The following is a 23,605-nucleotide window of genomic DNA, read 5'->3' as shown; positions in this document are numbered from 1 at the left end:
AAGCTACAACAAAAGGTCGTGGTAACGCCCAACCTCTTGATGTAGCTTCTTTTGCATTTCTACTCGCTTTACACAACGAATTCAACGTATCTTTAAGCTTTGCGAAGTATTTGTCTCTCACTTAGTTGTGAGAGCATATCCTTCGTCATGGCCTTCAAGTCGTAACGGGCATGAAATCCCCATTCTGTTTTCGCTGCCGTCGCATCAATGGAATGCGGCCAGCTATCGGCAATTGCCTGTCTCTTCGGATCAACATCATAATCGAGGATAAAGCCAGGAATCTCCTCCCGAATCGCTGCAGCAATAGCCTCCGGATCTACGCTCATTGCGGTGACATTAAATGAGTTTCGGTGTATCAATCGGGATGAATCCGCTTCCATTAAATCAATGATAGCGTTCAAGGCATCCGGCATATACATCATGTCCATGTTAGAGTTTTTGGCGATATAAGATGTATACCGGCCAGTCGTCACAGCTGCATAGTATATTTCCACCGCGTAATCCGTCGTTCCTCCACCGGGAGGTGTCATATAAGATATCAATCCGGGGAATCGTAACCCCCTCGTATCCAGACCGTACTTATAAAAATAATAATCACAAAGTAGTTCACCGGACACCTTGTTCACGCCGTACATCGTATTGGGCCTCTGGATCGTATCCTGCGGGGTATTGTCTCTCGGAGTTGAAGGGCCAAAAGATCCAATCGAGCTTGGCGTGAAAAATTGGCAACTGAGCTCCCTGGATATTTCGAGTGCATTCATCAATCCGCCCATATTCAAATTCCAGGCAAGCAGAGGTTTCTCCTCTGCCGTAGCCGACAGTAGCGCAGCCAAATGCATGACGGTATCTACTTCGTACCGCTTGGCGATTTCAAACATGGCCTTATCATTTGTCACATCCAGCAGTTCGAATGGTCCGGATCGGGTAATTTCGTGGGACGATGACCTGAGATCCGTAGCAACGACGTGATCCGCACCATAAATTTCACGTAATTTAACAACTAACTCAGAACCGATCTGGCCCAGTGCTCCGGTCACCAATATCTTCTTCATAAGACATTCCTCCCGAAATAGACTCCCGTAGGTGCAACTAAATCAGCTTCATTTCGTTGCCAACTTTCTCATAAACGGAGATGACCTGATCCAGTATCTCCTTGGAATGTGCAGCAGTCGGCATGTTGCGTATTCTTCCGGTTCCTTTCGGAACCGTAGGGAACAGGATTGCCTTGGCGTAAACGCCTTCTTCATAGAGCCGTTTGCTAAACTGTTGGGTGGTTACTTCATCGCCAATGATACATGGTGTGATCGGTGTTTCGCTTTGGCCTACATCATATCCAAGCCGGCTCAGGCCATTTTTCAAATGATTGCCATTCTCCCACAGCTTCTCGATCAGTTCTTTGTCATTCATTAAAATGTCGACAGAAGCACTACAAGAAGCGATTACAGCCGGAGGCAGCGATGTCGAGAATAGAAACGGACGGCTTCTCAGCTTCAACCATTCAATTAGTTGTTTTTTACCCGCGACATAACCGCCGACAACGCCGATTGCCTTGGAGAGAGTGCCAATTTGAAAGTCGATGCGGTCGGACAATCCAAAATGCTTCACGGTTCCCGCACCTGCTCCGAGAACGCCTGAACCGTGGGCATCATCCACATAAGTAATCAGATCGAATTCTTCTGCTATTTTCACGATTTCGGGCAACTTTGCGATATCACCATCCATGGAGAAAACCCCGTCGGTGATGACCATAATTTTATGATACTGACCGGATTCCTTGGCCTCTTTCGCCTTCTGTCTTAAATCATTCATATCCGAATGTTTAAAGCGGATCACCTTGGCTCTCGACAAGCGGCAGCCATCAATAATTGAAGCGTGGTTCAGCTCATCTGATAAAATCGCATCATGCTGATCCATTACTGCGGATATAGCAGCCATATTGCAGTTAAACCCCGATTGATACACGATAACGGCTTCCGTTTTTTTGAAAAGGGCAAGTTTTTCTTCAAGCTCAATATGAAGATCCATCGTACCATTAATGGTTCTCACAGCGCCTGCTCCTGCCCCGTATGTCTGCACTGCCTTAACTGAAGCGTCAATCAGGCGATAATCTGTTGCCAGTCCCAAATAGTTATTAGAAGACAAGTTGATTAGAGACTTTCCGTCGATTCGAATAACCGGACCATTTGCACCCTGTAGCGTATCGATAACGTTATATAGACCTCTGGTCTTCAGATCTTCGATGTTCGAACTTAAAAAATGATCCAATGCTTTGCTTGACATTCTATTCCCTCCTCGATATACGAGTGTCCTTGTACAGGAGACATGTTATTCCCCTGAAAAACCTTGTTATAAAAGGAGTTATACTGATTTAAATGTAGCATCTTTTTCGTCTTTTGTACACATGAGGAGGACAAAAAACCAAAATATCCGCAAATACACATAGCGATTGCTTGCTTATTCCCGGAAACAATCGCTACTAATCTTTGTTTATTTTTTTCAATTATTAAAGCTTCAAGTAATGAGTTAAGTTACTATTCCAAGTTAGCTTCACTGTAACTGCCAACGAGCCAGACTTTCGCACAGAGCATTATAGGCTCGTACCGCAATTTTAGCATCATCTGCAAGGATGGTTATTGAGTCATCCCAATACGAGACAATTATTCGCAAAATGAATTCTCCCTCTCCTTCAATCCAGTAATAGATTTGATAAATCATGTGTTCTTTACTGTTTCGCTCTAGCACCGTTTCAGCATCTGTAAATTCAGTAGAGAGAGCTTCGGGGAGAAAAGGTAAATAAGTGCGCGATCCCAAGGACTTCCTGTATCCGTAGATAATCAATTTGTTTTCTAATTCTCCGACAATTCTAAATGCCATCTTTAAGCTCCTATCCAGATAAAATAATGCTATTAATCTAGATGCATACTATTATGACTATATGACAATGTACTATGCTCCAGATTATGGTATATTCTTTATTGTTAAAGCATATAAGGATTTCAGGATTACGCAATTTGGAAAGTTTATTGATTAATGTTAACCATTAGGATCTCTAAAAAATTTACGTAATCTTACAAGTTTGCTCGCCAGCTTGCTGTGCTTGAAACGATTCCTAAAAATCAATGAAGTGGACTAGTGAAATTCTAATTAGAAACCCCCAACCCTGTTGAAAAATCGGTTAAAAGGAGTGATTTTCATGCGACATCCGATCCAAGACGAATCATGGTATTCATATCCTGGAATGGTTGCCATAGTGACTTCGCGCCATGAGGGGCGACAAAATATTATGGCTTCTGGATGGCATACGTACATCGGCTCTTCGCCAGGAATATATGGTATATCGCTTCGCAAAGAGACCTATACCTATACATTAATAGAGCAAAGCGGAGTATTCGGTGTACACTTTTTACCTGCACATTGTTCAGAAATAATTCAAGCCGTTGGAACATACAGTGGGAGAGATCTGGACAAATTCAAGGAATTCAATATTAAGTATGAAGAAGGACTTCAAGTCGATATACCTATTCTCACGGATGCCTATTTTGCTTATGAATGCCGTACGTTGAGCATTACAAGCTTTGGCGACCATGAGTGGATCGCAGGAGAAATTGTACAACGGTATAGAGATGATCCATGCTTTTTAGAGAATGGACTCCCCGACTTCTCAAAGCTTCAGATTCCATTATATACAGGCCAGTCAACCTACAAAATACTAAATCTCGAAAGTCCGGAAAAGAACCATCCATTGTATCTTAATAGACCGAAGTAGAACTAAATTGTCTGAATAGGGTTATCTGAACAGAGTTAAAAGAAGGAGTCCCCTTTTGAGGGACTCCTTTCGCATTCTAGCTTTTTACGAGTTTTTGTATTGCCGATACTCGGTTACATGCTCATAGTGAGAAAGTTACTGCAGTGACTTAGCAAAGCCTATTCTCCATGTGGGATATTCTGGAACCCACCCGCATTCGTTTTTGACTTTGTGTTTAGAAGCTCCTCTCTCCCACTGGGCTGCTCCCGATTGAATATCTGGTGCTGGTGCACCTAAGGCTTGAGCGTATACAGGTAGCCAGTCCACTCCCTTAGCTGGTTCATCATCTACAATGTTGTACGTACCCGTTGGCCAATCCAGCGCCAGCAAAGCAACATTCGCAGCATCATCGACATGCACAAAAGAAGATACCCCATCCGTTGCCTTCACTTCTTGGTTCATGACCTTTATTGCTGTATCCCCATTTTTAGCATACCAGGTTGCAGGCCCATACAAAGTACCATACCGTAAAATGACATGCACAGGAATTTCTTTTACATATTCCTCCAGGGCTACAACACCGTTAATGGTTGTATTCCTAGGCATAGGAGCGAACATGTCCAATGCGGTTTCTTCCGTCGCAGGAGTTGTGCCAGGTTCATAGGCCCATGATATACTCTGTGCAATGATTTTTTGTACCTTCGCCTGTTTTGCAGCATCTACCAAATTCCGGGTTCCTTCAATGCGTATGCGTGCATTTTCTGCTGAGCTGCCTTGACTTAATGAGGTAAGTTGATGAATAACAACATCGGGTTTAATTTTCGCTAAAATACTTACCATCTGCTCTCGATCGAACACATCTGCGAGAACGGCTTTGGCGCCTGTTTGTTCAATGGCCTGTCTCTGCTCTTCTTTCCGCGTCATGCCAATGACATCGTGTCCAGCCTGTACGAGTTTCGGAAGCAACAATCTCCCAATAACGCCACTTGCGCCAGCAACAAAAATTTTCATAGAAATAGACCTCCAGGTTCTGTTTTACAGTTTATTATTTTGAAGTTTCGTATGCTTTATTATGATAAAACCAATGAATCTTCTTTAGATACCATAGTTAAAGATAGGATTCCCATCGCTATAGAGATGGATACCATGACCAATATTCCTTCATTAAAGTGATCCATACGATCATACAAATAACCCGTTAAGAATGGGCCAGTTGCCCCAATTAGAAAGCCTATGCACTGCGTCATAGCGGCCCATGAGGCCGCCTCTTCAGGCGAATTAGTCAGTTCAACCGGAAGCAAATTGAGCAATGCAAACAGCATACCCGATCCCAAACCACAAATAAACACAGCCAGCCATAAATAAGTGGAAAAGAACATAAGTAACAGACCGGCAGCCTGCATCATGGCGGATACGATGAGCCAGTTTCTTCTTGATGGATGGCTTTTAAGTAACTGATGCACAATGGCACCACTTGGAATTTGTATCAAAGCGAACACAGTAACCATAAGCCCGGCATGAAGTTTGGAAGCACCTGCACCAATAAGGATTAAGGGAAGCCAACCTAACAGGGAATAAAATACAAGGGATAACATTCCGAATTGCACAGCTAGAATCCATGCTTTTTTCTTTTGCCAAGGCAGTTCTAAGGATTTTTTGTATGCAACGGTTGAGTTTGTCTTAGAACTAGAAGGATGTCGCTTTAGTATACTAAGCCATAGGGGTAAAGCGAGAATCACGGGCATCACCCAGAACGATAATGACATTTGCCACGAATGAAGCTTCCAATTCAACGGTGAAGTAAGGCTTGAACCAAGTGCCGCGCCCAATGCTAGAGCCATAGAATAGATAGCAATCATGGAAGGTGCTCTGTCGGCCATATGTTTCTTAATAAAGCCGGATAATAAGGGCCCCATCATAGCAATACCCACACCGGATAACAATGTAGCGAAAAATAACAACGAAGCGGAATGGATAAACAGGCGTAAAAGTGTGCTCGCCCCAATCAGCGTTAAGGAGAAGGTAATAACTTGCTCAATCCCCCATTTTTCACTCAATTTAACTGAGAACGGAGCAAGTATTCCCATACATAACACCGGAATAGAAACGAGCAAGCTCGATACAGCGCCGCTTAGGCCAAGGTCGTGTTGAATGCTTCCCAAGACAGGCGCAATAGATGAAACAACAGGTCTTAGATTCAGAGATGTCATAAAAAGTGCGGAAACGCATAGCCAACGATTCAGTTCGTAATCTTTGTCCATGGATCGGATTGCGATCGAAGGTACACTCTTGGGTGCTAAGTTCTTTGTGGGTGCTCTAAGGCTTTTGGTTCTAAGGTTTCTCATGCAAATGGCTTCTTTCTATAGGAATTGGATTTGGCATGATCCATATTAACATGATATATTGGTCTTCATTAGATCCATTTTTCACGAATTTTAACCATACCACTTTAGAGTGAAAGGAGATCCCTCATGCAACCCGGACGTAATGAAACGAAAACCAGGCAAGTCTACTCGTGGATTAGAGATCGAATTATGCAAGGCATTTACAGAGCAGGGACCTCCCTCCCCTCCACTCGGGAGCTGGCCAAAGAACTTGGGGTTTCACGCGCCCTTATTGTAGAGGTGTACGAACAGCTAACTGCTGAAGGATTTCTGGAAGGTAAACAAGGTTCAGGGACCTTTGTAAGAGATATTGGCTCAAGCACAACGTTACATCTGCAGCCTGAAGATAGGAGTTACAGGGATGAGGATATCTCTCCAATGTATGGAGATCGTTCATCTTATATCGATTTTCGTCCCAGTTTTCCTGCTCTTGAGCATGTTCCTCTCCAAAAGTGGAAAAGAGTTGCATTCGATGTGTACCATAATTTCCCGCCTTCTATGCTCGGGTATCAGGAGGATCTGGCTGGCGATGTGGAGCTTCGACAAGCTATTTGTGATCATCTTCTCCATATCAAGGGCCTTCACTGTCTGCCTTCGCAAATTATCGTGACCGCTGGCGCAACGCAGGCTTTTTCGATACTCGGCAAGCTTTTATTAACTGCTGGTGAAACGATTGCAATGGAAGACCCGACGGCAACATTCATTCATAATATCTTCGCTGAAACGAGTGCCGGGATTGTGCCTGTCCCCGTAGATTCCAATGGTCTATGTGTAGAGAAGCTGCCAACCGATGTGAATCCAAAATGTATTTTTGTAACGCCGTCCCATCAATTTCCGTTTGGGAGTATTCTGTCGATCAGCAGGCGGCTCCAATTGCTGGACTACGCTCGAAACGCAGGAGCTTACATTATAGAGGATGATTATGACAGTGAGTTTCGTTACGGGGGAATGCCGATTCATGCCTTGCGAGAGCTTGATCCAGAGCGGGTAATCTACGTAGGGACATTTAGTAAAAATATGTTCCCTGCATTAAGGCTCGGTTATATTGTGGCCCCACAAGAGTTGGTTGATTCGATCATACAGCTCAAACGAACGGCCGATATGCAGTCTCCTATCTTATCGCAATCAACATTGGCCCGATTTATGAACGAAGGGCATCTGAAACGTCATATTTTACGAATGAAACGAATCTACCATAAACGGAGAAATCACCTGCTTCATGCGTTAAAGGATACATTTGGAGAGAATGTCCAGATATCGGGTGATGCTGCAGGATTGCACCTTATCGCAACTTGGCCAGGACGCAACGCCGATCTTTTGACTGCAATGGAACTGGAGGAACATCAGATCAAGATCTACCCTGCCGAGCGATATACTATTCGCAAAGATCAGCATAATGACAGCCTTATCATGGGCTTTGGCAATGTGAACGAGACTCAGATTTCCGATGGGATTCAAGTGCTTGCGAAATTTATCTAATACTTTGAGCGGTTATGTTAGTTCAACTGACTATTCGAACATTACCAAGTAAAAAAGGAAGGGCCCCTGCCCTTCCTTACTTCAGTTTCATTTCTTTGTGCCATCAGATGATCCCTTCATCGAAATAGGGCACCTGCACATTTTTACGAACGATTTCTTGTAAACTTTCCTCATAAAATGGCATAAGCGCATCCGCTTCTTCAATACGAATCCAGGCTATTTGTCTGATCTCGTCAGGTCTTGAAATGGTTTCAACTCCACTCACAATACATGCTTTGAAGGTAATACATATGCCATGTTCAGAACATTCATTCTTCCTGTACTCGTTTATGGCTACGACTCCTTTGAGCTGTACCTGTAAACCTGTTTCTTCACATACTTCACGAATGGCGGCGAGTTCCAACGTTTCATGAGGTTCAACTTGACCACCCGGCAGAGACCAGGTTTCTGAGCCTATGTTTTGAACCATTAATAGATGTGAATCATTCGCATCGGTAATCAATGAATAGACGGTATGCACGCGGTTCATCCTCTACCCCTCTCTAGACGCTGACGATAATGACCCCTAGAAGAATAATGCCAATCCCTGTCCATTGACTCTTCGTCAGCTTTTCTTTCAGAATCCATCCGGCCATCAGTATGGTAACGACACTATATAATGACGTAAGTGCTGTTGTGCTTGTGGTATAATCAACGGTTTGTCCCATATTAAAAGAGAGTAAAGCTCCTGTGTCCAGTAGCGCTGCTACAACCAGAATCAGACCGGTAGACAGGCCTATGCGCGGGAGTTGGATTTTTTTTACCCGAAGAATTATAAACGCACAGACAAATTGGATGATCCGTGTGACGAGCACAGGAAGAGTCACCCCCAGATGAGGAGTGATGTATCCGATCGCCCAAAAATAAAAACCGATGCAGATTGAGGCGATAATCGCCTCCGGTATGCCCGACAACGTTACTTGTTGTCCAACGCTCTTACTTGATCTTGTTACCGTCAACACACCGATAATGAGCAGTATGACACCAATAATTGAATTGAAGGGCAATCGCTCTCCGCCTACAAAAGCAAGAACCGCAGTCACCACAGCAAATCCCGAGCCGATTGGAGAAACAATGGATAGAGTCCCCTTTTCAAATGCCCGATATAACAGTAACGTACCTGCAAAATTGACGACACTGATGCCGGCTATTGCAAACCACACTATTAGGTTTTGATCCATATGAGGTGTTTGCGTAAGTACATACCCTCCCAGCAAAAGTGAAGCAATGAACTGAATCCCGAGCAAAGCAGGCAAAGTTTGAACCTTCCTGGTGGTCTGGGTAACCATAAAGTCCGACAAACCAAAACAAAGTGCTGCAATCAGGCCAAATACCATACGTTTATCCTCCCAAATTCGCTTTTTGCCCAAGCATCCGAATTATTTATTGTTCAGAGTCCTCTTTTCCCCATATTTGTATATCAATACGAAGCTGAACATAAATAGACTTGCAAAAAGCGTGACAAGAGGCAAGCTCCACACTTTTTCTTCGGGAAATATAAACGTTAGTAGCGGTATAGCGTACAGAGCAGGAATGCGAGCCTGAAACAGGCGGGATATCACGATGACTACAATCATATCGATGAATGCAGCCAGTACCTGCGAATCCACCTGCATAAAAATGAGAACGCCAACGGTAGCAGATAGTGTTAGCGAAAATGCCTGCTTAAACGCAATCTTTGCTGTGTACATCGGCTTTTGGAGCGATTCGTAAACGACTACATAAATAGGCGGAATCACGGCCATTTGTTCATAACCCAGTAACCAGCAAACACTAAGCCAGCATAGTGAAATTCCTAAGAAGATTACCATGTATTTGTATTGGATCATCGACTTGGTTGCGATATGTTTATGAAGCTGAAACACAACAACTCCGGCCATTAAGGTCAATGTGAAACCAAAGACAATCCACACAAATGACCAATCCTCTGTATGAATAGCAAGTGGTAATAGACCTGTAGCAATGGCAGGTGCAAGATTCGAGCGTATTAATCTTAAAAACAACATCATGATCATTAGCGTAAGGACTACTTTAATTGGATAAAGGATCTGGAACTGATTGATGACCAGCCCTATCGTAGCTGTCACGGTCGGTGCAATGAAGATGACATAGGGACGTCTGATCCACCCTGGTTCTCTGTATACCCACATGGCGATAGCCATCGCCGCAACCTCTGGTAAAATGATCTCTGACTGTTGTAAAATTTCGGATAAGCCAACCATGAATAAAATGAATAATATCGCAATAACGTAAGGCATCGTGCCTATTTTGTTCGTTGCGGGATCTGTTGCATTCATATGCTCCCCTTTCATTCCAACATAAGCCTTTGATGTTGGATAATCATAGCTATGATTTATATTCGGTTAATGCAGCATGCTGTTAGATTATGCTAACATGAACATTTTGAATGTTTTAAGTACCACTATAAGCATTTTTTTGCGTACCAATTTCGAGTTGTGGGGAAAGAAGACGCTACATATGTAATGAGCTTCAGCGTTATTTTTTAAAAATGGTGATGTGTACAACAAAAAAAGTCGCTAAATTAGCGACTTTAACACGATATATGAAATTAACTTCTATTTAAAATGCCGAGATAAGCACTCCAGGGTCCAACATCATTCCTGTATCTCTCCGCCATCACCCTAACAATCTGCGCAATATGTGTAAAATCATGAACGACCCATGCAGATAGAAGCTCCCTTAACTTTACCAGGCCAAACTCCGGATGCAAGCCCGTTTTCTCCAGATCAGGATACGAAAGAATGATATCGTTGAGTGAGGAAATACTTCTCTTTCTGATGCTGCTAAATTCCTGTATTGCCTCTTCTGTGGTTCGTTCCGATGTCTCCTTCAAGTGGGAGAAACGGTCAAAAGCAGGAAACAGCTGATGCTCCCCGTCCAACACAATCGATTGTACTCGCGGAATCCAGTTATGCTTCTCTGCTTCAATGAGATGTTCGATTATTTCTTTTGTATTCCAGGTTCCATCCCCTTCATTACTTCCCAGCCATCCGTCTGAAAGACCGGATAAGAAGTGCTTCAGCGTTTGCGGTGTACGTTCCAATATCTCAATAGCTTCTTGTAAACGGAAATTCATATGAATATCAATACCCCCTCTATTAAATAATACCTTCAATGAATAGTACTAGGAACATTCCTTTGAACTGTACTAGAGTCTCAAATGGAGGTTAACCATTGTTTCTTAACGTTTTCATTGTGATGTTGCTTAATAGTTTCTTTTCTTTAACGTCTGTCCCTATTCCTTCTTTTCAGAACTTTTCAGATGAAAGTCACTATTCCGAAAAAAATTTATCAATTCAAATTAGGAGTATAGCTCTAACGGGTCTTGTACATGAAATAGAACAGACTTAAGTCTAGTAGCTCATCCACCCGCAGCCAAGGGATGCAATCCGTCCTTGGTCAGGTGTGTATTCGATCCTCAATTGGTATATTTTTTGAGGTAAAATATTTTTTAGTTGGAAGGGGAACGGGCAAGTGAAAGTTTTGCTACGCATTTTGATGTATGTTTTAGTCGTTATTTTAATCGTGGGAGGAGCAGGTGTAGTCGGTTTCATTCATACAACAAATGCTGGAATGCCCTTGTATAACCAAAGCAATCCTCCTGCATTAGATCAGGTAAAGAAACCTGCATACGATGCTAACAAGCCAACGGTAGCTGTTTTACTGTCTAATGAAGTAACGGAAGTTTTTGATTTTCTAGTCCCATATGAGATGTTTGCCCTCACAGGAAAGTACAATGTATTCAGTGTTGCACCAGATTCGGGAATCAAATCATTAACCGGAGGATTGGATGTCATCCCCCACTATTCCTTTGCTGATATGGACCAGATGCTTGGTAAAAGTCCAGATATTATCGTGATCCCTTTTATGCCGATCCTGGATGAGAAAAAATACGCTCCTGTCCGTGAATGGATTCGTAAGCATTCCAGTGAAAAAACGATTTTATTATCCATATGCAATGGTGCCGAGAATCTGGCCGATACGGGACTGCTGAACGGTAAAAGTGCTGCGACACACTGGGGAGATATTCAACGGTTGATTAAAAGTTATCCGGAAATCCATTGGGTAAAAGATCAGCGTTATGTTCCACAAGGGAACATCCTCTCTTCAGCAGGCCTTACATCCGGTATGGATGCGACCCTTTATGTCATTTCGCAACAATTAGGGGAGTCAGCCGCAAAACAGGTAGCGAATGAGCTTCATTATCCTTCCTACCATTATGTAATCGAGCCGAAGATGGAACCTTTCACGGCAGGATTGAGTGACATTACATATATTTTGAATCAATCCTATCAATGGAATAAGGTCAAAGCCGGCGTACTGTTATATCCAGGTGCTGATGAATTAGATTTGTCCGCTGCCTTTGATACCTATGGAGCATCTGGAACAACAACGACTTTAACGATATCGCTTGAACATCAACCGATTGTAACGAAGCATGGTTTGAATTTGGTTGCGCGTTATCAGATGAACGATGTTCCCTCACTATCCAAGATGATCGTTGTTGGCCCTCAAGCTGAGACTATAGCCGCGGAGGACATCAGGGTATGGAAACAATTATACAACAATACGGAATTGTTATTGTTACACAAAAACATGCAGGAAAGATTTGCAATGGACCCGGCATTTGAAGATTTAGCTAAACAAGAAGATGTTATGACTGCAAAATTTGCTGCCAAACGTCTCGAATATCGTGCCACAGATCATTTAAAACTGGACGGCGCTCCCTTCTCTAAGGAATCGTTTGGAGTGCCTGTTATCCTTGTTGTGCTCTCACTGTTGGTGGGTTATTTTTTGGATCGGCGATTTTTTGTTAAAGAGCAACGGTAACTTTGGTATTTGGCATTCAGGCATCTTACAAAACAGATTGAAAGCTGTGACAAACTAAAAGACATGGGCAAGAAATACAAAGGAATCCGACTGTATTTCTTGCCCGATTTATTTTGTTCTTCATTGCCTTCATGTTTTTCCAGATCGAACTTTGGGTTAATTCCTCATTAGGCTTATCTCCAAGATCAATGACACCATCTAATGCATCCTTCTCTAAATATTCAAGGTTCGTCTCTCCCATAAAGTTTGTCATTCAAACCAAACACCTGATCAACAAAGCGGTTTTCAACAAAATGAAGGATTCGTCTCTGTTTATCAATACCTCTCGTGGCGGGATTGTCAACGAAAAAGACTTGATTGAGGCATTAAAAAACGGGGATATTTCAGGCGCATGCCTGGATGTATTTGAATCTGAACCGCTTCCTCTGGACAGTGAACTGCGGAATATGGAGAATGTAATACTTACCCCTCATACAGCAGGAATGCCGGATGGTCGGAAATTTCATAAAAAAAGATATGATTTCTTCATAACGAATATAAAACGTGTTGAAAATGGTGAAGAGCCTGAAAGCAAGCTCAATCAGATATTATAGTTTTGCTGCGATCAAGAGCCAGAAAAGTTGTTGTGTTGAGTCTCCCCTAACAGGAGATGATATACTATACAATCACAGAGGTGAAAAGGTTATGCAGCGAAAACAAAATGAGCGATCTACCATGCAAACATTAAAACAAGAAACAGCAGACAGTGTGTTATTTTCCATTGGAGAAACTGCACAGATGATAGATTCTACAGTAAAGACTGTTCGTTATTATGATGATATACACTTAGTGAAAGCATCTTTTGTAAATAACAGCGGGTACCGCTTTTACACGACCGAGGCCATATGGCGTCTACAGCTTGTTAAAACACTTCGTGAACTAAGATTCGGGATCGATGATATTAAGAAACTTCTTTCCGGGGAAATATCGATGGAGACCTCGCTGGATTGGCAAATAGAAACGTTACAAACGGAGGTTCAAGCACTGAATGGCATGATTGCGATTTTGCAAAATGCCAGAAGCACAGCTAACGATTATAGTAAGGATTCCAAGACGACTCCCTCCCCTCTTCTTTCGCACATTCATGAATTAGTTGATATCCAGAAGCAAAATCAACAAAACAGACAGCAATTCGTTTTAACCAAAATAGAAGAAATCGGATTTATGTCAACTATTCCAGTAGCATGGCAAGATGCTTTTTTCCATTACTTCAACCAGTACATCCTTCATCCGGAAAACCTGTCTGCCAAGCAACTCATGGCATGGAAGGAGTTAAAAGAGCTGATTAGCTCCCCTGAATTCATTGCTGATCTTCAAAGTGTAGAGTTTCTATTTGTTAACATCGCTCAGCATGCAATTTATACGACTAAGGAATGGGTCCGGCTCATGCACCGTATTCAGAAACGATTGAGTATTGCTCTGAAAAATAACTACGAACCTCATAGCAGCTATGTACAAGCCATTGTTGAGGATGCATTACAGCTGTATTCCCACTCTAATGCTACGAATAACGGTAAGGCGTTTCTTCACACGATTAAAGCCCATATAGACAAACTCGAAACCGAAAATTTCAAACGATCCGTAAGGCTTTGTTCCAAGCTTAGCCCCAAATTTGAACAATTGTCCCAAAGAGACGACTTGTTATTTCGCGGCTTGAGATGGAAGCTTCAGCAGATCTAACCTGTAAGAAACCATAGGGAAGCCAGTCACCTGACTGAAAACCATTGGTCAGAACAACATCTGACAACTTGGTTGCAGTTTAGAATGACTGGCTTTTTACTTCCGTATTTTCAGCTTATTTCTCGCCTTTTTCTAACGTAAACAGCGTATGCTCGCCTATATTTTGATCGAGTAGCTTCAATGGCTCCTGTTTCAAGAAGTGATTAAAAAAATCCAGCGTGTATGCATTGATAATCGGATGTGATTTCTTCAAGCTTATACCGCCCATCCATTCAAATAATGGCGATGTAAGATACAGATCGGAAAAGCCCATATGCGACATATCACGCAGTGTTAGCCAGTAATTCCCGTCATCTGTAATATGATCATATCGTTTGAATAAATCTGTCAATGAGGCAGTGAGTGCAGGATCTTTAACATGCTGCTCAAAATATCTGGATTGATCCGCACTCATCATTAGAAAAGGTTTATTGAAGCCCCCTTCAGGTACTCGCAGCTTTCCATAAAGCACCCCATCCATATTCAAGGCTGCCTTGATTCGAGGATCGGACATTAACATTTGTGTACTTGTTGCCCCGCCAAAGGAATGTCCAAACATTCCGATACGCTGCAAATCCATTCGGCCTGTAAAACGATGATCTGGATCATAAGCAGCCAGTTTTTCCACCTGACCTAAAACAAATTTGGCATCCTCTACCCAAATCTCATTCGTTTGATCCATCATCTCGACCGTCTCATCCTGACCTGGAGTAAAGTAAACAACCGTACCGTCGGAAAATGGAGAAACCGTGCTGTTATAGGTATGGTCAATACCTACCACAATGTAGCCGTGACTGGCGATTTCCTCGTTTTGGAATGTATTTTGATTTTTATGGCCATTCAAGCCATGTGAAAAAATCAAGACAGGGTAAGCTGCTTCCTGGTCTGAGATGTCCACATTTTCAAGGGAATGTGTTTTTACATAGCTTATGTTGTTAAATAACTGCTTTGGCATATCTAAAAGTCGATGATAACCTTCAGCCAACAATGCCCCGTCTTGTACGTATGGGCTTATTTCTCCCTTTGAATCCTTATCGGCAGGGTACCAAATTTGAATTTTAAGTTTACGCTTATCCCCATCTTTTGGAGTAAAGGTTTCCTCTCTTGTTGCGTCTATCCACTCATAAGATGTGGTTCCTACCTTATAATTTCCTGTTGGCTCGGCAAAAGTAAAAACCGGCAGTAGTATTGGCAGCGCGACAGCTACAAAAGCATAAATGAGAGCTGCGGTCAATCCAATGCTCCTTCTCATTACGCTTGATTTAGGGATTTTTGGCTTAGACCATGGGAGTCTAGCTCGCACAAGCATATAAAGCGGTACAACAGCAAGGGTGCAAGCAGGAATGAGCTGCCAACGGATGCCTTCCAGTATACCTTGCAGAAGAATGACAATAACCGATATGCCGAGACTGATAAATAAGCCTCGCGCCTTTTTTTCTGTTCCAACCAAAATCCATCCCAAAACCGCAATGTTCCACAGGATGACAATAGCCTCCAGATTTCTCATATACCCAGCTCCTTTGTCGTGTTGCGACTAACTACTTAAGAGCAAGTATACGGTCTCCTGTAAAGGGAGACTCAAGTCCCTGTTATGAGCGATTGCTCAGGCTATTTTTGAAAGGTATAAGCAGTATCATATTGAAGTCGCGCCTCTACGACTTGAGTGTAATGCTCCCTTCCCCACTGCCTTAACTCTTTCATCGGCTCAAGCAAGGTTTCCCCTAATGTTGTTAGAGAATATTCGTTACACTACGCAACTTTTCTCCATATTCTGATTGGTTATTTCCACATGAACTTTTGTAATTACGAATGATTCATCTGTTTTTTGTTATAGTACGTCTCTATCACTTGATATATAGATTCACTTTTGATGGGTTTACTAATGTATTCATCCATTCCTGACTTCAAGCATCGATCCCTATCCCCTCTTAGAGCATTTGCAGTCACTGCAACAATATAAGGACATTCTTCAGAAGATAGCTTCTCTTTAATTGCTCGTGTTGCTTCAAATCCATCCAATTTTGGCATGTGCACATCCATAAACACGATATCGTATACATTTCGTTGGACAGCCTCTATAGCTTCTTTTCCGTCCACGACATGATCTACGAAGTGTCCCTTTTTCTCAATCATTTTACTGAGGACGAGCTGATTCATTTCATTATCCTCAGCAATCAGAATATGGAGAGGGGTGCCTCTACTCTTTTTTTGAGAGGACTCTATGTGCTGGCCAACGTCCTCATCTTTTATTTTAAAGCAGGCTGTGAATACAAACGTTGTGCCAGGTTCATCCGAATCCTCAATCCATATATCTCCATGCATGAGTTCTATCAATTTTTTGCTGATCGCCAGTCCCAATCCCGTTCCTTGCGTTTTGCGGGTCATATAGTTATCCAATTGGTAGAATGGCTCAAATAATTGCTGCCTTTTCTCTACCGGGATCCCTACTCCTGTATCTTTGACTTTAAAATGAAGATATACGTTTTCCTCACATTGTTCTTTAACCCTTACTTCAATGTCTACACTGCCTTCCAGAGTAAACTTCACAGCATTACCGATGAGATTAGTAAGTACTTGTTTTAAACGAGGTGCGTCACCATATAGCGGTATTGGAAGCGCCTCATCCAAAGAAATATGAATATCTAACTTCTTTTCTCGGATCAAAGGTTTTACGATCTGCACCGTTTCTGTCACGATCTCTTCAAGATCAAATGGATCAACTGCTAAATCGGTTTTCCCAGACTCGATTTTAGAAAAATCAAGGATGTCATTAATAATCGCAAGTAAGGAATCGCCACTTTTTTGAATGATCTGAATATATTCCTTCTGCTCCAAGCTTAGCCCCGGCGTATCCAGAAGAAGATCTGTCATTCCGATCACACCATTCATGGGTGTTCGTATTTCATGGCTCATCATCGCCAAAAAATCGCTTTTTGCCTGATTCATTCTTTCAGCTGTTTCTTTGGCAACAAGAAGCATTTTCTGTTCGGTAATGTCCTTGGCCATTAAATAGTAACCGACATTGACATTGTTAATAATAATTGGAGCAAGGGTTGCCAATACTTCCGTTTCACGGCCGTCTCTGTGCAAAACATGGTTCATTTTCTTCTCAGCCAAATCATAGTGATTCCGCAGAATGAGGCCTAGATTGCTAGCTCCAATAAATCGTCCTATACTTTTCCCAACCATCTCGTTTACTTCATAACCTGTCATCTTTACGGCCGCTGGATTGGCATTAATAATGTTTCCACTCATGTCGAATGAAATAATAGCGTCATGATTATACTTTTTAAGCGAGGTATAACGTTCAATGGTTTCTTGAAGCTTGAATTCGATCTGTTTCTGATCGGTAATATCCTGAAGCACGCCTTTTAACTCTATGGGCTGTTGGTGTTCGTCAAAATTGATTAACCCACGTAATTGAATATATTTTACGCTCTCTTTTGAGCGAGTAGATTTAAATTCAAAAACAAATGGACTGCTTTGCGCTGCGTCTTTTATTCTTTCTCGTAAAGATGCTGCATCGGCAGGACTCATTACCTTATAGACATCTTTTGCACAGAAATATTGGTTAATTCGGTCAAGTTCAAAGATCTCCAGCACCTGTTCAGAAATGGTGATCTGATCTTGAACTACATCCCATTTCCAACTTCCAATCTTCGCCAGGCGTTCGGCATTGATGCCAATGCCTTCACTGTGCGAAAGTCTTTGTTCAGATCGGATACGATCCGTAATATCTACAATATAGCAAATGAAGTAAATGATTTCAGACGTTACTTCGTCACGGACTGGAGTTACATGAAATGAACACCACAACTCTTCGCCATTCTTTTTAATGCAGCGAATTTCGTATATATTTTCTTTGGCTTTGTTGTCAAACATTCCAGCTTCTTTAAGAACATCCTTCGAAGAATCCTCCGGGTGTGTTAAATCCTGGCCGCGGAGCTCCAATAGTTCTTCACAAGTGAAACCGGTCATATGGCAAAAAGCAGGATTCACTTTCAGCCAATTTCCTGCCGGAGCTATGAGAGCAACTCCAATCGGTGTATGGTTATATATTTGCTCGAAGCATTCATGATGCTTAACCTTCTGAACCTGCATTGAAAGCTCTCCCCTACACGTCATTTTAAGATATACAATCATTTTCTCAAAAGCATAATTCTTTGTAAATTGAACGGTATTCAACATTCGACTACAATCTACTATTCAAATTTACCACAAATAGTATAGGTTCATATATAATTATACATAGTTACAACAAATAAAGGCAGTAGATCATGGTGATCCACTGCCTCTTTTGGTCTGTGTTCTATCGTTTCCCTTTAAAGAGAGTTTTAATTATCAAAATGTAGGTGCAGGTAATTCATCTATTTTCAAACGCAATAAAATGTAAGGTTTTTCTCGCAGGTCTTTTCCATAATGAAATCTTGCCTGCCTATGTAATTGGTTCACAATTACATATAAATATTGATCCGGGCCGATCGAGAAGGTATCTGGCCATAAAATTCGGGGATCATGGGCAATGGTTTCCATGACTCCATTGGGCAATATTTTTCGAATGCTATCGTTCTCATAATCTCCGGCATAAACGTTTCCCTTCGCATCCGTGATCATGCCATCCGATGCACCCTTCTCTCCCCAATACTGCACAAAATCACTTAACTTGAAATCAGGTATTGCTCTGTCTCTTAAAGATTCTGTTGAGATCGAATATAGCTGGCGACTGGTCAACGGACAATAGAATAACATTTTTCCATCCGGAGAAATGGCTATACCATCAGAGGCCAAACGAAAGGGCGATGTCGAACCATCCGCGTTACGATTCATCAGGATTCTACCTTCGACTTTCGGTACAAAATACGGATCAGGTGAGGTAGAACTTGCTCCATTCAACCGTCTATACGCATTTCCGCTATCCAAATCCACGACGATAATGGCGCCTGGACCATTGGAAGAAGAATCCGTTATATAGGCGTAACCTGCTTTGCCTACACGAAAGTCAAATCGGACATCATTCAGATACGTTGTCGGCAAGACAACCTCTTCTGGAAATGTATATACTTTTCTTACCCTATTTGTGCTTAAATCTACGGCAACTAATTTTGCCCCTCCTTTAACGGGTTCGGAAAAATTGGGTGCAGCCGTATCCAGTATCCACAGGGTTCCCCTTCCATCCGTAACTACACTTTGCACACTGATGAGCGACATCGCGATATTCGAAGGGTTGAATAAATTCGTTTCTGCACTGGGATAAGGCTGCAACTGACCCTCAACAATTTCCGCTACCGTAAATCTGACATCATCTCCCCACTTCAGAAAACAAACAAAGATACGCCCGGTTTCGGATACACTAACGCCTGTAGGCATAGCCCCATAAAATGAATGAACGAGTTCTAACTTACCAAAATATTCTTCCATAGGTAACATCGTTTTTATCATTTCCTCCTTAAACATAGTTGAATAGATATTACCTATAATATGTTCAAGACTTTTTCTAATACCTGGCCTTTAATCATTCTTTTTCAACCTGTTTCTTAAAACGGTCCGAACCAACTTAAAAAAACAAAAAAACTTCGGCGCAAGCCGAAGCAATTTGATAGTGACTATATGTGTGCTAGGAAAAATGCTTCCTCCAATCGTCAATGCAGAGTAAATACCCATGCATATGTTATCGGAGAAGATTCGGAAAAGAAGGAAATATGCTGTGATCATCAGCACCACGGCCGTTTTATTGTTGGTTAGGCAGACGTAATGCGTTTGCTGAAGTTTGCGCTTGATCTAAAAATTCTTCTGCTCGGGTTAATTGCTGCCGGGCCTTCTCTAACGCTTGTGAATCCGTTGCCGCATTGGATCCATTGACAGAGCTTATAGCCTGATTTAAAGCCGTCTGCACCTCAGAAACCGCGTTAGAAGCATGCTGCTCCAATGTATGTCCACTCGAGTTTAGCGAATCTTCTGCTGGTTTTTTTGCGTTTTCGGTGGCTAGATCAACCTTGTTTTGATTGGGCACAGTGAGACCTCCTCCCTTTGTAAACAACAATAAGTATCGGGTTAAAAATTAGTATATATTCTAACAAATAAATAGGAATATGAGGTATTTAATCAACTTAAATCCATTTAAGTATAGGATATGATCTGATGGAAAGTCTAACGTTGATGAGAAAAGGAGGTGATCATTCCTCGATGAATAATCCAACGTTAGCGCTGCACGAATCGATGGAATTGCATGAAGCATTGAACTTTAAAACGCTGTGTCTCGCTAAATCAAAACTGATGCAAGGCCTGGTCTTTGACCAAGAGCTAAAAGCTTTAATGGAAAAAGACGTAACGCAATCCTTACAACAGATCGCCGAGTTACAAGCTATTTACGCGAAAGCTCCTTTCCAAGCGCCTGTTCCGAATAGCCCTACACCTATAACACATTAAGGGGAGCTCAAATGAATACCGATTATTTAGACCCAATTAATGCTTTAAATATGCCGGAAATGGCCGATATGACCTTTGCCATGGATTTCCTTGTTCGTGCCAAGGAGGGTGTGCGTAATTTGTCTATCGCCCTGACAGAAACGGCTTCGCCAGATGTAAGAGCCCTGTTGCGCGATCACCTGAAACAGGGGATTGCAATGCACCAGGAAATTACGGAGCTCATGATTCGCAAAAAATGGTTCCATCCTTACGAGCTGAACGAGCAATATCAACTCGACCAGCTTTCAGCTAACAATACGGTGATGATCGGGCAGATGAATCTGTTCCCGGGTGATACGTCACGTAAAGGGATGTTTGATCGGACCCCAGATGAACATATTGGAGGACACCAAGCATGAAGGCGGTAACGTATCAAGGGGTTAAAAATGTCGTGGTCAAAGAGGTTCCGGATGCAAAGATTGTGAAACCGGACGATATGATCGTAAAGATCACCAGTACCGCCATTTGCGGCTCTGACCTTCATCTGATTCACGGGATGATCCCTAACCTTCAGGAGAACTATGTCATCGGTCATGAGCCGATGGGGATCGTAGAAGAAGTAGGTCCTGGCGTGACAAAGGTAAAAAAAGGCGACCGTGTAATCATTCCGTTCAACATTGCATGCGGAGAATGCTTTTTCTGTAAAAATCAGCTGGAAAGTCAATGTGACAATTCCAACGAGCATGGGGATATGGGAGCATATTTCGGTTACTCGGGAACGACCGGCGGATATCCTGGCGGGCAAGCCGAGTATTTACGGGTTCCGTTTGCCAATTTCACTCACTTCAAAATTCCCGAAAACTGCGAACAACCGGACGAAAAGCTAAGCTTGATCGCAGATGCCATGACCACGGCATTCTGGAGCGTAGACAATGCTGGCGTGAAAAATGGAGATACGGTCATCGTTCTTGGGTGCGGCCCAGTTGGACTCCTGGCCCAGAAATTCTGCTGGCTTAAAGGAGCCAAGCGGGTCATAGCCGTTGACTATGTCGATTACCGCTTACAACATGCGAAGCGAACGAATCATGTCGAAACCGTAAACTTTGAACAAGATAATAACATTGGCAACACTCTTAAGGAAATGACCAAAGGCGGCGCCGATGTCGTGATCGATGCGGTGGGCATGGACGGCAAGATGAGCGATCTTGAATTTCTAGCCAGCGGTTTGAAACTGCAAGGCGGAACCATGAGTGCGTTTATCATTGCATCTCAAGCGGTCCGTAAAGGCGGAACCATCCAAGTCACTGGGGTATACGGTGGCCGATATAACGGTTTCCCGTTAGGTGACATCATGCAGCGTAACGTGAATATCCGTTCCGGACAAGCTCCCGTTATTCACTACATGCCGTATATGTATGAGTTGGTTACGTCCGGCAAAGTAGACCCGGGCGACATTGTTACGCACGTCATTCCACTTAGCGATGCCAAGCAGGGGTATGAAGTGTTCGATACAAAAACGGACAATTGCATTAAAGTCATTTTAAAGCCTTGAATATGGACAGACCACGGGAGGACAATCGGAATGAATTCCAAATATGCCTTACATGAAATGCTCGAGGTACATGAAATAGCTGCATTCAAGACGGTTTGCGTGACTAAATCCATGACCATGCAAGCTTTGGTCACCGACCCGGAGCTGATGCAAATTTTGCAGCAAGATATGACATTATCCCAACAGCAGCTTCAGGAACTCGGTGAAGTGCTGTCTAAAGCGACTGTATAGGAGATAAAAAAATGAACCCAATACTAGAACACATGTCAGGTCTCCATACGCTGACTGATGATGTGATTGCAATGGATTTGTTGATAAACGCGAAGAGCGGAGTCAGAAATTACGCCATGGCTGTGACCGAATGCGCCACCCCCGAAATCAAGCAAATTTTGATGAAACACCTTGACGAAGCCATAGACTCTCATGAAAAAATATCAAATTATATGGTGAAGCAAGGCTTATACCACCCTTACAATATGCCTGAACAAATTCAGCTCGATCTGAAAAACATTCAAACGGCTATGAATTTGCTGCCCTGAGAAGGCTTAACTCTAATGGTCAGGTCCGATTTAATTGTTACAAACTTCTGAGTAAACTATGTTTCTGTGAAATCCGATAACAAGTTCGTGCCCGTAGCTCAGGTCACGGACTTGTACCAATAAAAATGAAAAGCATATAGCGACTTCAGAAGGAATATGTTCTTTTAACACAGCTTGTTTATAATAAATTGGGATTTTTAACTTAATATAGATACCCTAACAAATCTAAATTCCCCTGTACCCACTCTTTGTTTCCAACCTTCTTAATCATTAATCCATTAATGGATTCGCTCCCTATATCTATGGTATTCTGCGATCCATGATTAATTTTCAACCAAGTACAGTTGTTTTCCACCGTTTGATACCCGTTTTTCGTATACAAATTCGTATTATCTGCAAACAATAGTATAAAGTCTACGCTCCCCTTTTTGGATAATCGATCTATTTCTGATAACAACAACGAACCTATTCCTTCAGAGCGGTTATTTATTGAAACACATAAATCAATTAGACCTAGCACTTTTATAATTTCTCCATTTAAATTCATTACTCTATAGTCTAGACCAACGTGTCCCACAAGTTGATTCTCTTGATTAAACGCAAGAAATCTAAGATGGGGCAATTGCTTGAAATATATTCGATTTGTCGGGTAAATTTCAGGAAAACAACGATTCAATACATTTTGTATATCGGCTTCTAATTTCTCGTCAATATTATATTCATGCACTTGTTTTATTTTCAAATTACCACTCCTGTTACTATAGGTCTAAGTTATTAATAATTAGGTCTTATATAAAGACTACCAACACTCAATTTTGTTTCGCTAGTATATATTTAGGTGAGGATGTTTCAA

Annotated in this window: 24 protein-coding genes; 10 read left to right on the top strand and 14 right to left on the bottom strand. The window is 42.2% G+C overall.

What is annotated here, in order from left to right; all coding sequences use genetic code 11:
- Positions 1 to 92 precede the first annotated feature (92 nt).
- The 3 genes from Q9R46_RS10540 to Q9R46_RS10530 all read right to left on the bottom strand — a co-directional run bounded on the left by Q9R46_RS10540 (position 93) and on the right by Q9R46_RS10530 (position 2,874).
- A complete protein-coding gene (locus tag Q9R46_RS10540) occupies positions 93 to 1,052 on the bottom strand; it encodes an L-threonine 3-dehydrogenase (protein WP_311279998.1) in 960 nt (319 codons plus the stop codon).
- A gap of 37 nt (positions 1,053 to 1,089) precedes the next feature.
- The gene (locus Q9R46_RS10535; protein WP_311279997.1) at positions 1,090 to 2,280 is read right to left on the bottom strand and encodes a glycine C-acetyltransferase; all 1,191 of its coding nucleotides are present in this window, start codon (positions 2,278 to 2,280) and stop codon (positions 1,090 to 1,092) included.
- A 267-nt stretch (positions 2,281 to 2,547) separates the two neighbouring features.
- Entirely contained in the window at positions 2,548 to 2,874 is a 327-nt protein-coding gene (locus tag Q9R46_RS10530) for a hypothetical protein (RefSeq protein ID WP_311279996.1), read from the bottom strand.
- Positions 2,875 to 3,193: 319 nt separating this feature from the next.
- Between Q9R46_RS10530 and Q9R46_RS10525 the strand changes: the two genes are divergently transcribed.
- Complete coding sequence (locus Q9R46_RS10525) at positions 3,194 to 3,766, top strand: flavin reductase family protein (protein WP_311279995.1); 573 nt, start codon at positions 3,194 to 3,196, stop codon at positions 3,764 to 3,766.
- A gap of 135 nt (positions 3,767 to 3,901) precedes the next feature.
- Here Q9R46_RS10525 and Q9R46_RS10520 read toward each other — a convergent pair whose 3' ends face one another.
- On the bottom strand, positions 3,902 to 4,756 hold the full coding sequence (locus Q9R46_RS10520) for an NAD-dependent epimerase/dehydratase family protein (protein WP_311279994.1): 855 nt from the start codon (positions 4,754 to 4,756) through the stop codon (positions 3,902 to 3,904).
- A gap of 59 nt (positions 4,757 to 4,815) precedes the next feature.
- Entirely contained in the window at positions 4,816 to 6,006 is a 1,191-nt protein-coding gene (locus Q9R46_RS10515) for an MFS transporter (RefSeq protein WP_311279993.1), read from the bottom strand.
- Positions 6,007 to 6,216: 210 nt separating this feature from the next.
- Here Q9R46_RS10515 and pdxR point away from each other — a divergent pair, with 210 nt between their 5' ends.
- Entirely contained in the window at positions 6,217 to 7,608 is a 1,392-nt protein-coding gene (gene pdxR, locus Q9R46_RS10510) for a MocR-like pyridoxine biosynthesis transcription factor PdxR (RefSeq protein ID WP_311279992.1), read from the top strand.
- A gap of 103 nt (positions 7,609 to 7,711) precedes the next feature.
- Here pdxR and Q9R46_RS10505 read toward each other — a convergent pair whose 3' ends face one another.
- From Q9R46_RS10505 to Q9R46_RS10490, 4 genes are all read right to left on the bottom strand, one after another.
- A complete protein-coding gene (locus Q9R46_RS10505; RefSeq protein ID WP_311279991.1) occupies positions 7,712 to 8,137 on the bottom strand; it encodes an NUDIX hydrolase in 426 nt (141 codons plus the stop codon).
- 13 nt (positions 8,138 to 8,150) lie between these two features.
- Positions 8,151 to 8,984 carry an EamA family transporter gene (locus Q9R46_RS10500; RefSeq protein ID WP_311279990.1) on the bottom strand — a complete coding sequence of 278 codons (834 nt, stop codon included), beginning with the start codon at positions 8,982 to 8,984 and terminating at the stop codon, positions 8,151 to 8,153.
- A 42-nt stretch (positions 8,985 to 9,026) separates the two neighbouring features.
- Positions 9,027 to 9,944, bottom strand: coding sequence for a hypothetical protein (locus Q9R46_RS10495; protein ID WP_311279989.1), 918 nt, complete (start codon positions 9,942 to 9,944; stop codon positions 9,027 to 9,029).
- A 272-nt stretch (positions 9,945 to 10,216) separates the two neighbouring features.
- A complete protein-coding gene (locus Q9R46_RS10490) occupies positions 10,217 to 10,744 on the bottom strand; it encodes a DinB family protein (RefSeq protein ID WP_311279988.1) in 528 nt (175 codons plus the stop codon).
- 398 nt (positions 10,745 to 11,142) lie between these two features.
- Between Q9R46_RS10490 and Q9R46_RS10485 the strand changes: the two genes are divergently transcribed.
- The 3 genes from Q9R46_RS10485 (at position 11,143) to Q9R46_RS10475 (ending at position 14,217) form a co-directional block, all read left to right on the top strand.
- A complete protein-coding gene (locus Q9R46_RS10485) occupies positions 11,143 to 12,498 on the top strand; it encodes a DJ-1/PfpI family protein (protein ID WP_311279987.1) in 1,356 nt (451 codons plus the stop codon).
- A 131-nt stretch (positions 12,499 to 12,629) separates the two neighbouring features.
- The gene (locus tag Q9R46_RS10480; RefSeq protein WP_311279986.1) at positions 12,630 to 13,091 is read left to right on the top strand and encodes an NAD(P)-dependent oxidoreductase; all 462 of its coding nucleotides are present in this window, start codon (positions 12,630 to 12,632) and stop codon (positions 13,089 to 13,091) included.
- Complete coding sequence (locus tag Q9R46_RS10475) at positions 13,051 to 14,217, top strand: MerR family transcriptional regulator (protein ID WP_311280996.1); 1,167 nt, start codon at positions 13,051 to 13,053, stop codon at positions 14,215 to 14,217. Before Q9R46_RS10480 ends, Q9R46_RS10475 begins: the two co-directional genes overlap by 41 nt.
- 115 nt (positions 14,218 to 14,332) lie before the next feature.
- Here Q9R46_RS10475 and Q9R46_RS10470 read toward each other — a convergent pair whose 3' ends face one another.
- The 4 genes from Q9R46_RS10470 to Q9R46_RS10455 all read right to left on the bottom strand — a co-directional run bounded on the left by Q9R46_RS10470 (position 14,333) and on the right by Q9R46_RS10455 (position 20,266).
- Positions 14,333 to 15,763 carry an alpha/beta hydrolase family protein gene (locus Q9R46_RS10470; RefSeq protein ID WP_311279985.1) on the bottom strand — a complete coding sequence of 477 codons (1,431 nt, stop codon included), beginning with the start codon at positions 15,761 to 15,763 and terminating at the stop codon, positions 14,333 to 14,335.
- 296 nt (positions 15,764 to 16,059) lie between these two features.
- Positions 16,060 to 18,357, bottom strand: coding sequence for a PAS domain S-box protein (locus tag Q9R46_RS10465; RefSeq protein ID WP_311279984.1), 2,298 nt, complete (start codon positions 18,355 to 18,357; stop codon positions 16,060 to 16,062).
- A gap of 240 nt (positions 18,358 to 18,597) precedes the next feature.
- On the bottom strand, positions 18,598 to 19,683 hold the full coding sequence (locus tag Q9R46_RS10460) for an L-dopachrome tautomerase-related protein (RefSeq protein WP_397386339.1): 1,086 nt from the start codon (positions 19,681 to 19,683) through the stop codon (positions 18,598 to 18,600).
- Positions 19,684 to 19,984: 301 nt separating this feature from the next.
- Positions 19,985 to 20,266: a hypothetical protein gene (locus tag Q9R46_RS10455; RefSeq protein WP_311279982.1), complete on the bottom strand. Its 282-nt coding sequence runs from the start codon at positions 20,264 to 20,266 to the stop codon at positions 19,985 to 19,987.
- A 173-nt stretch (positions 20,267 to 20,439) separates the two neighbouring features.
- On the opposite strand from Q9R46_RS10455, the gene Q9R46_RS10450 reads away from it, so the two are divergent.
- The 5 genes from Q9R46_RS10450 to Q9R46_RS10430 are packed head-to-tail and all read left to right on the top strand — an operon-like array spanning position 20,440 to position 22,752.
- Complete coding sequence (locus Q9R46_RS10450; protein ID WP_311279981.1) at positions 20,440 to 20,682, top strand: spore gernimation protein GerQ; 243 nt, start codon at positions 20,440 to 20,442, stop codon at positions 20,680 to 20,682.
- An 11-nt stretch (positions 20,683 to 20,693) separates the two neighbouring features.
- A complete protein-coding gene (locus Q9R46_RS10445) occupies positions 20,694 to 21,080 on the top strand; it encodes a spore coat protein (RefSeq protein WP_145331071.1) in 387 nt (128 codons plus the stop codon).
- Positions 21,077 to 22,213: a zinc-dependent alcohol dehydrogenase gene (locus Q9R46_RS10440; protein ID WP_311279980.1), complete on the top strand. Its 1,137-nt coding sequence runs from the start codon at positions 21,077 to 21,079 to the stop codon at positions 22,211 to 22,213. Before Q9R46_RS10445 ends, Q9R46_RS10440 begins: the two co-directional genes overlap by 4 nt.
- A 30-nt stretch (positions 22,214 to 22,243) precedes the next feature.
- Complete coding sequence (locus Q9R46_RS10435) at positions 22,244 to 22,444, top strand: hypothetical protein (protein WP_311279979.1); 201 nt, start codon at positions 22,244 to 22,246, stop codon at positions 22,442 to 22,444.
- Positions 22,445 to 22,455: 11 nt separating this feature from the next.
- Positions 22,456 to 22,752 carry a spore coat protein gene (locus tag Q9R46_RS10430; protein WP_145331065.1) on the top strand — a complete coding sequence of 99 codons (297 nt, stop codon included), beginning with the start codon at positions 22,456 to 22,458 and terminating at the stop codon, positions 22,750 to 22,752.
- Between the two features lie 202 nt (positions 22,753 to 22,954).
- Here the strand turns inward: Q9R46_RS10430 and Q9R46_RS10425 are convergent, their stop codons facing one another.
- Positions 22,955 to 23,494 carry a GNAT family N-acetyltransferase gene (locus Q9R46_RS10425; RefSeq protein ID WP_311279978.1) on the bottom strand — a complete coding sequence of 180 codons (540 nt, stop codon included), beginning with the start codon at positions 23,492 to 23,494 and terminating at the stop codon, positions 22,955 to 22,957.
- Between the last annotated feature and the right edge of the window lie 111 nt (positions 23,495 to 23,605).

Origin of the sequence: Paenibacillus sp. RRE4 (genome assembly GCF_031844205.1) — a bacterium.
Lineage (GTDB): Bacteria > Bacillota > Bacilli > Paenibacillales > Paenibacillaceae > Paenibacillus > Paenibacillus xylanexedens_B.
The sequence above is the reverse complement of the archived record's forward strand: the minus strand, read 5'-3'. Positions and strand labels throughout refer to the sequence as shown.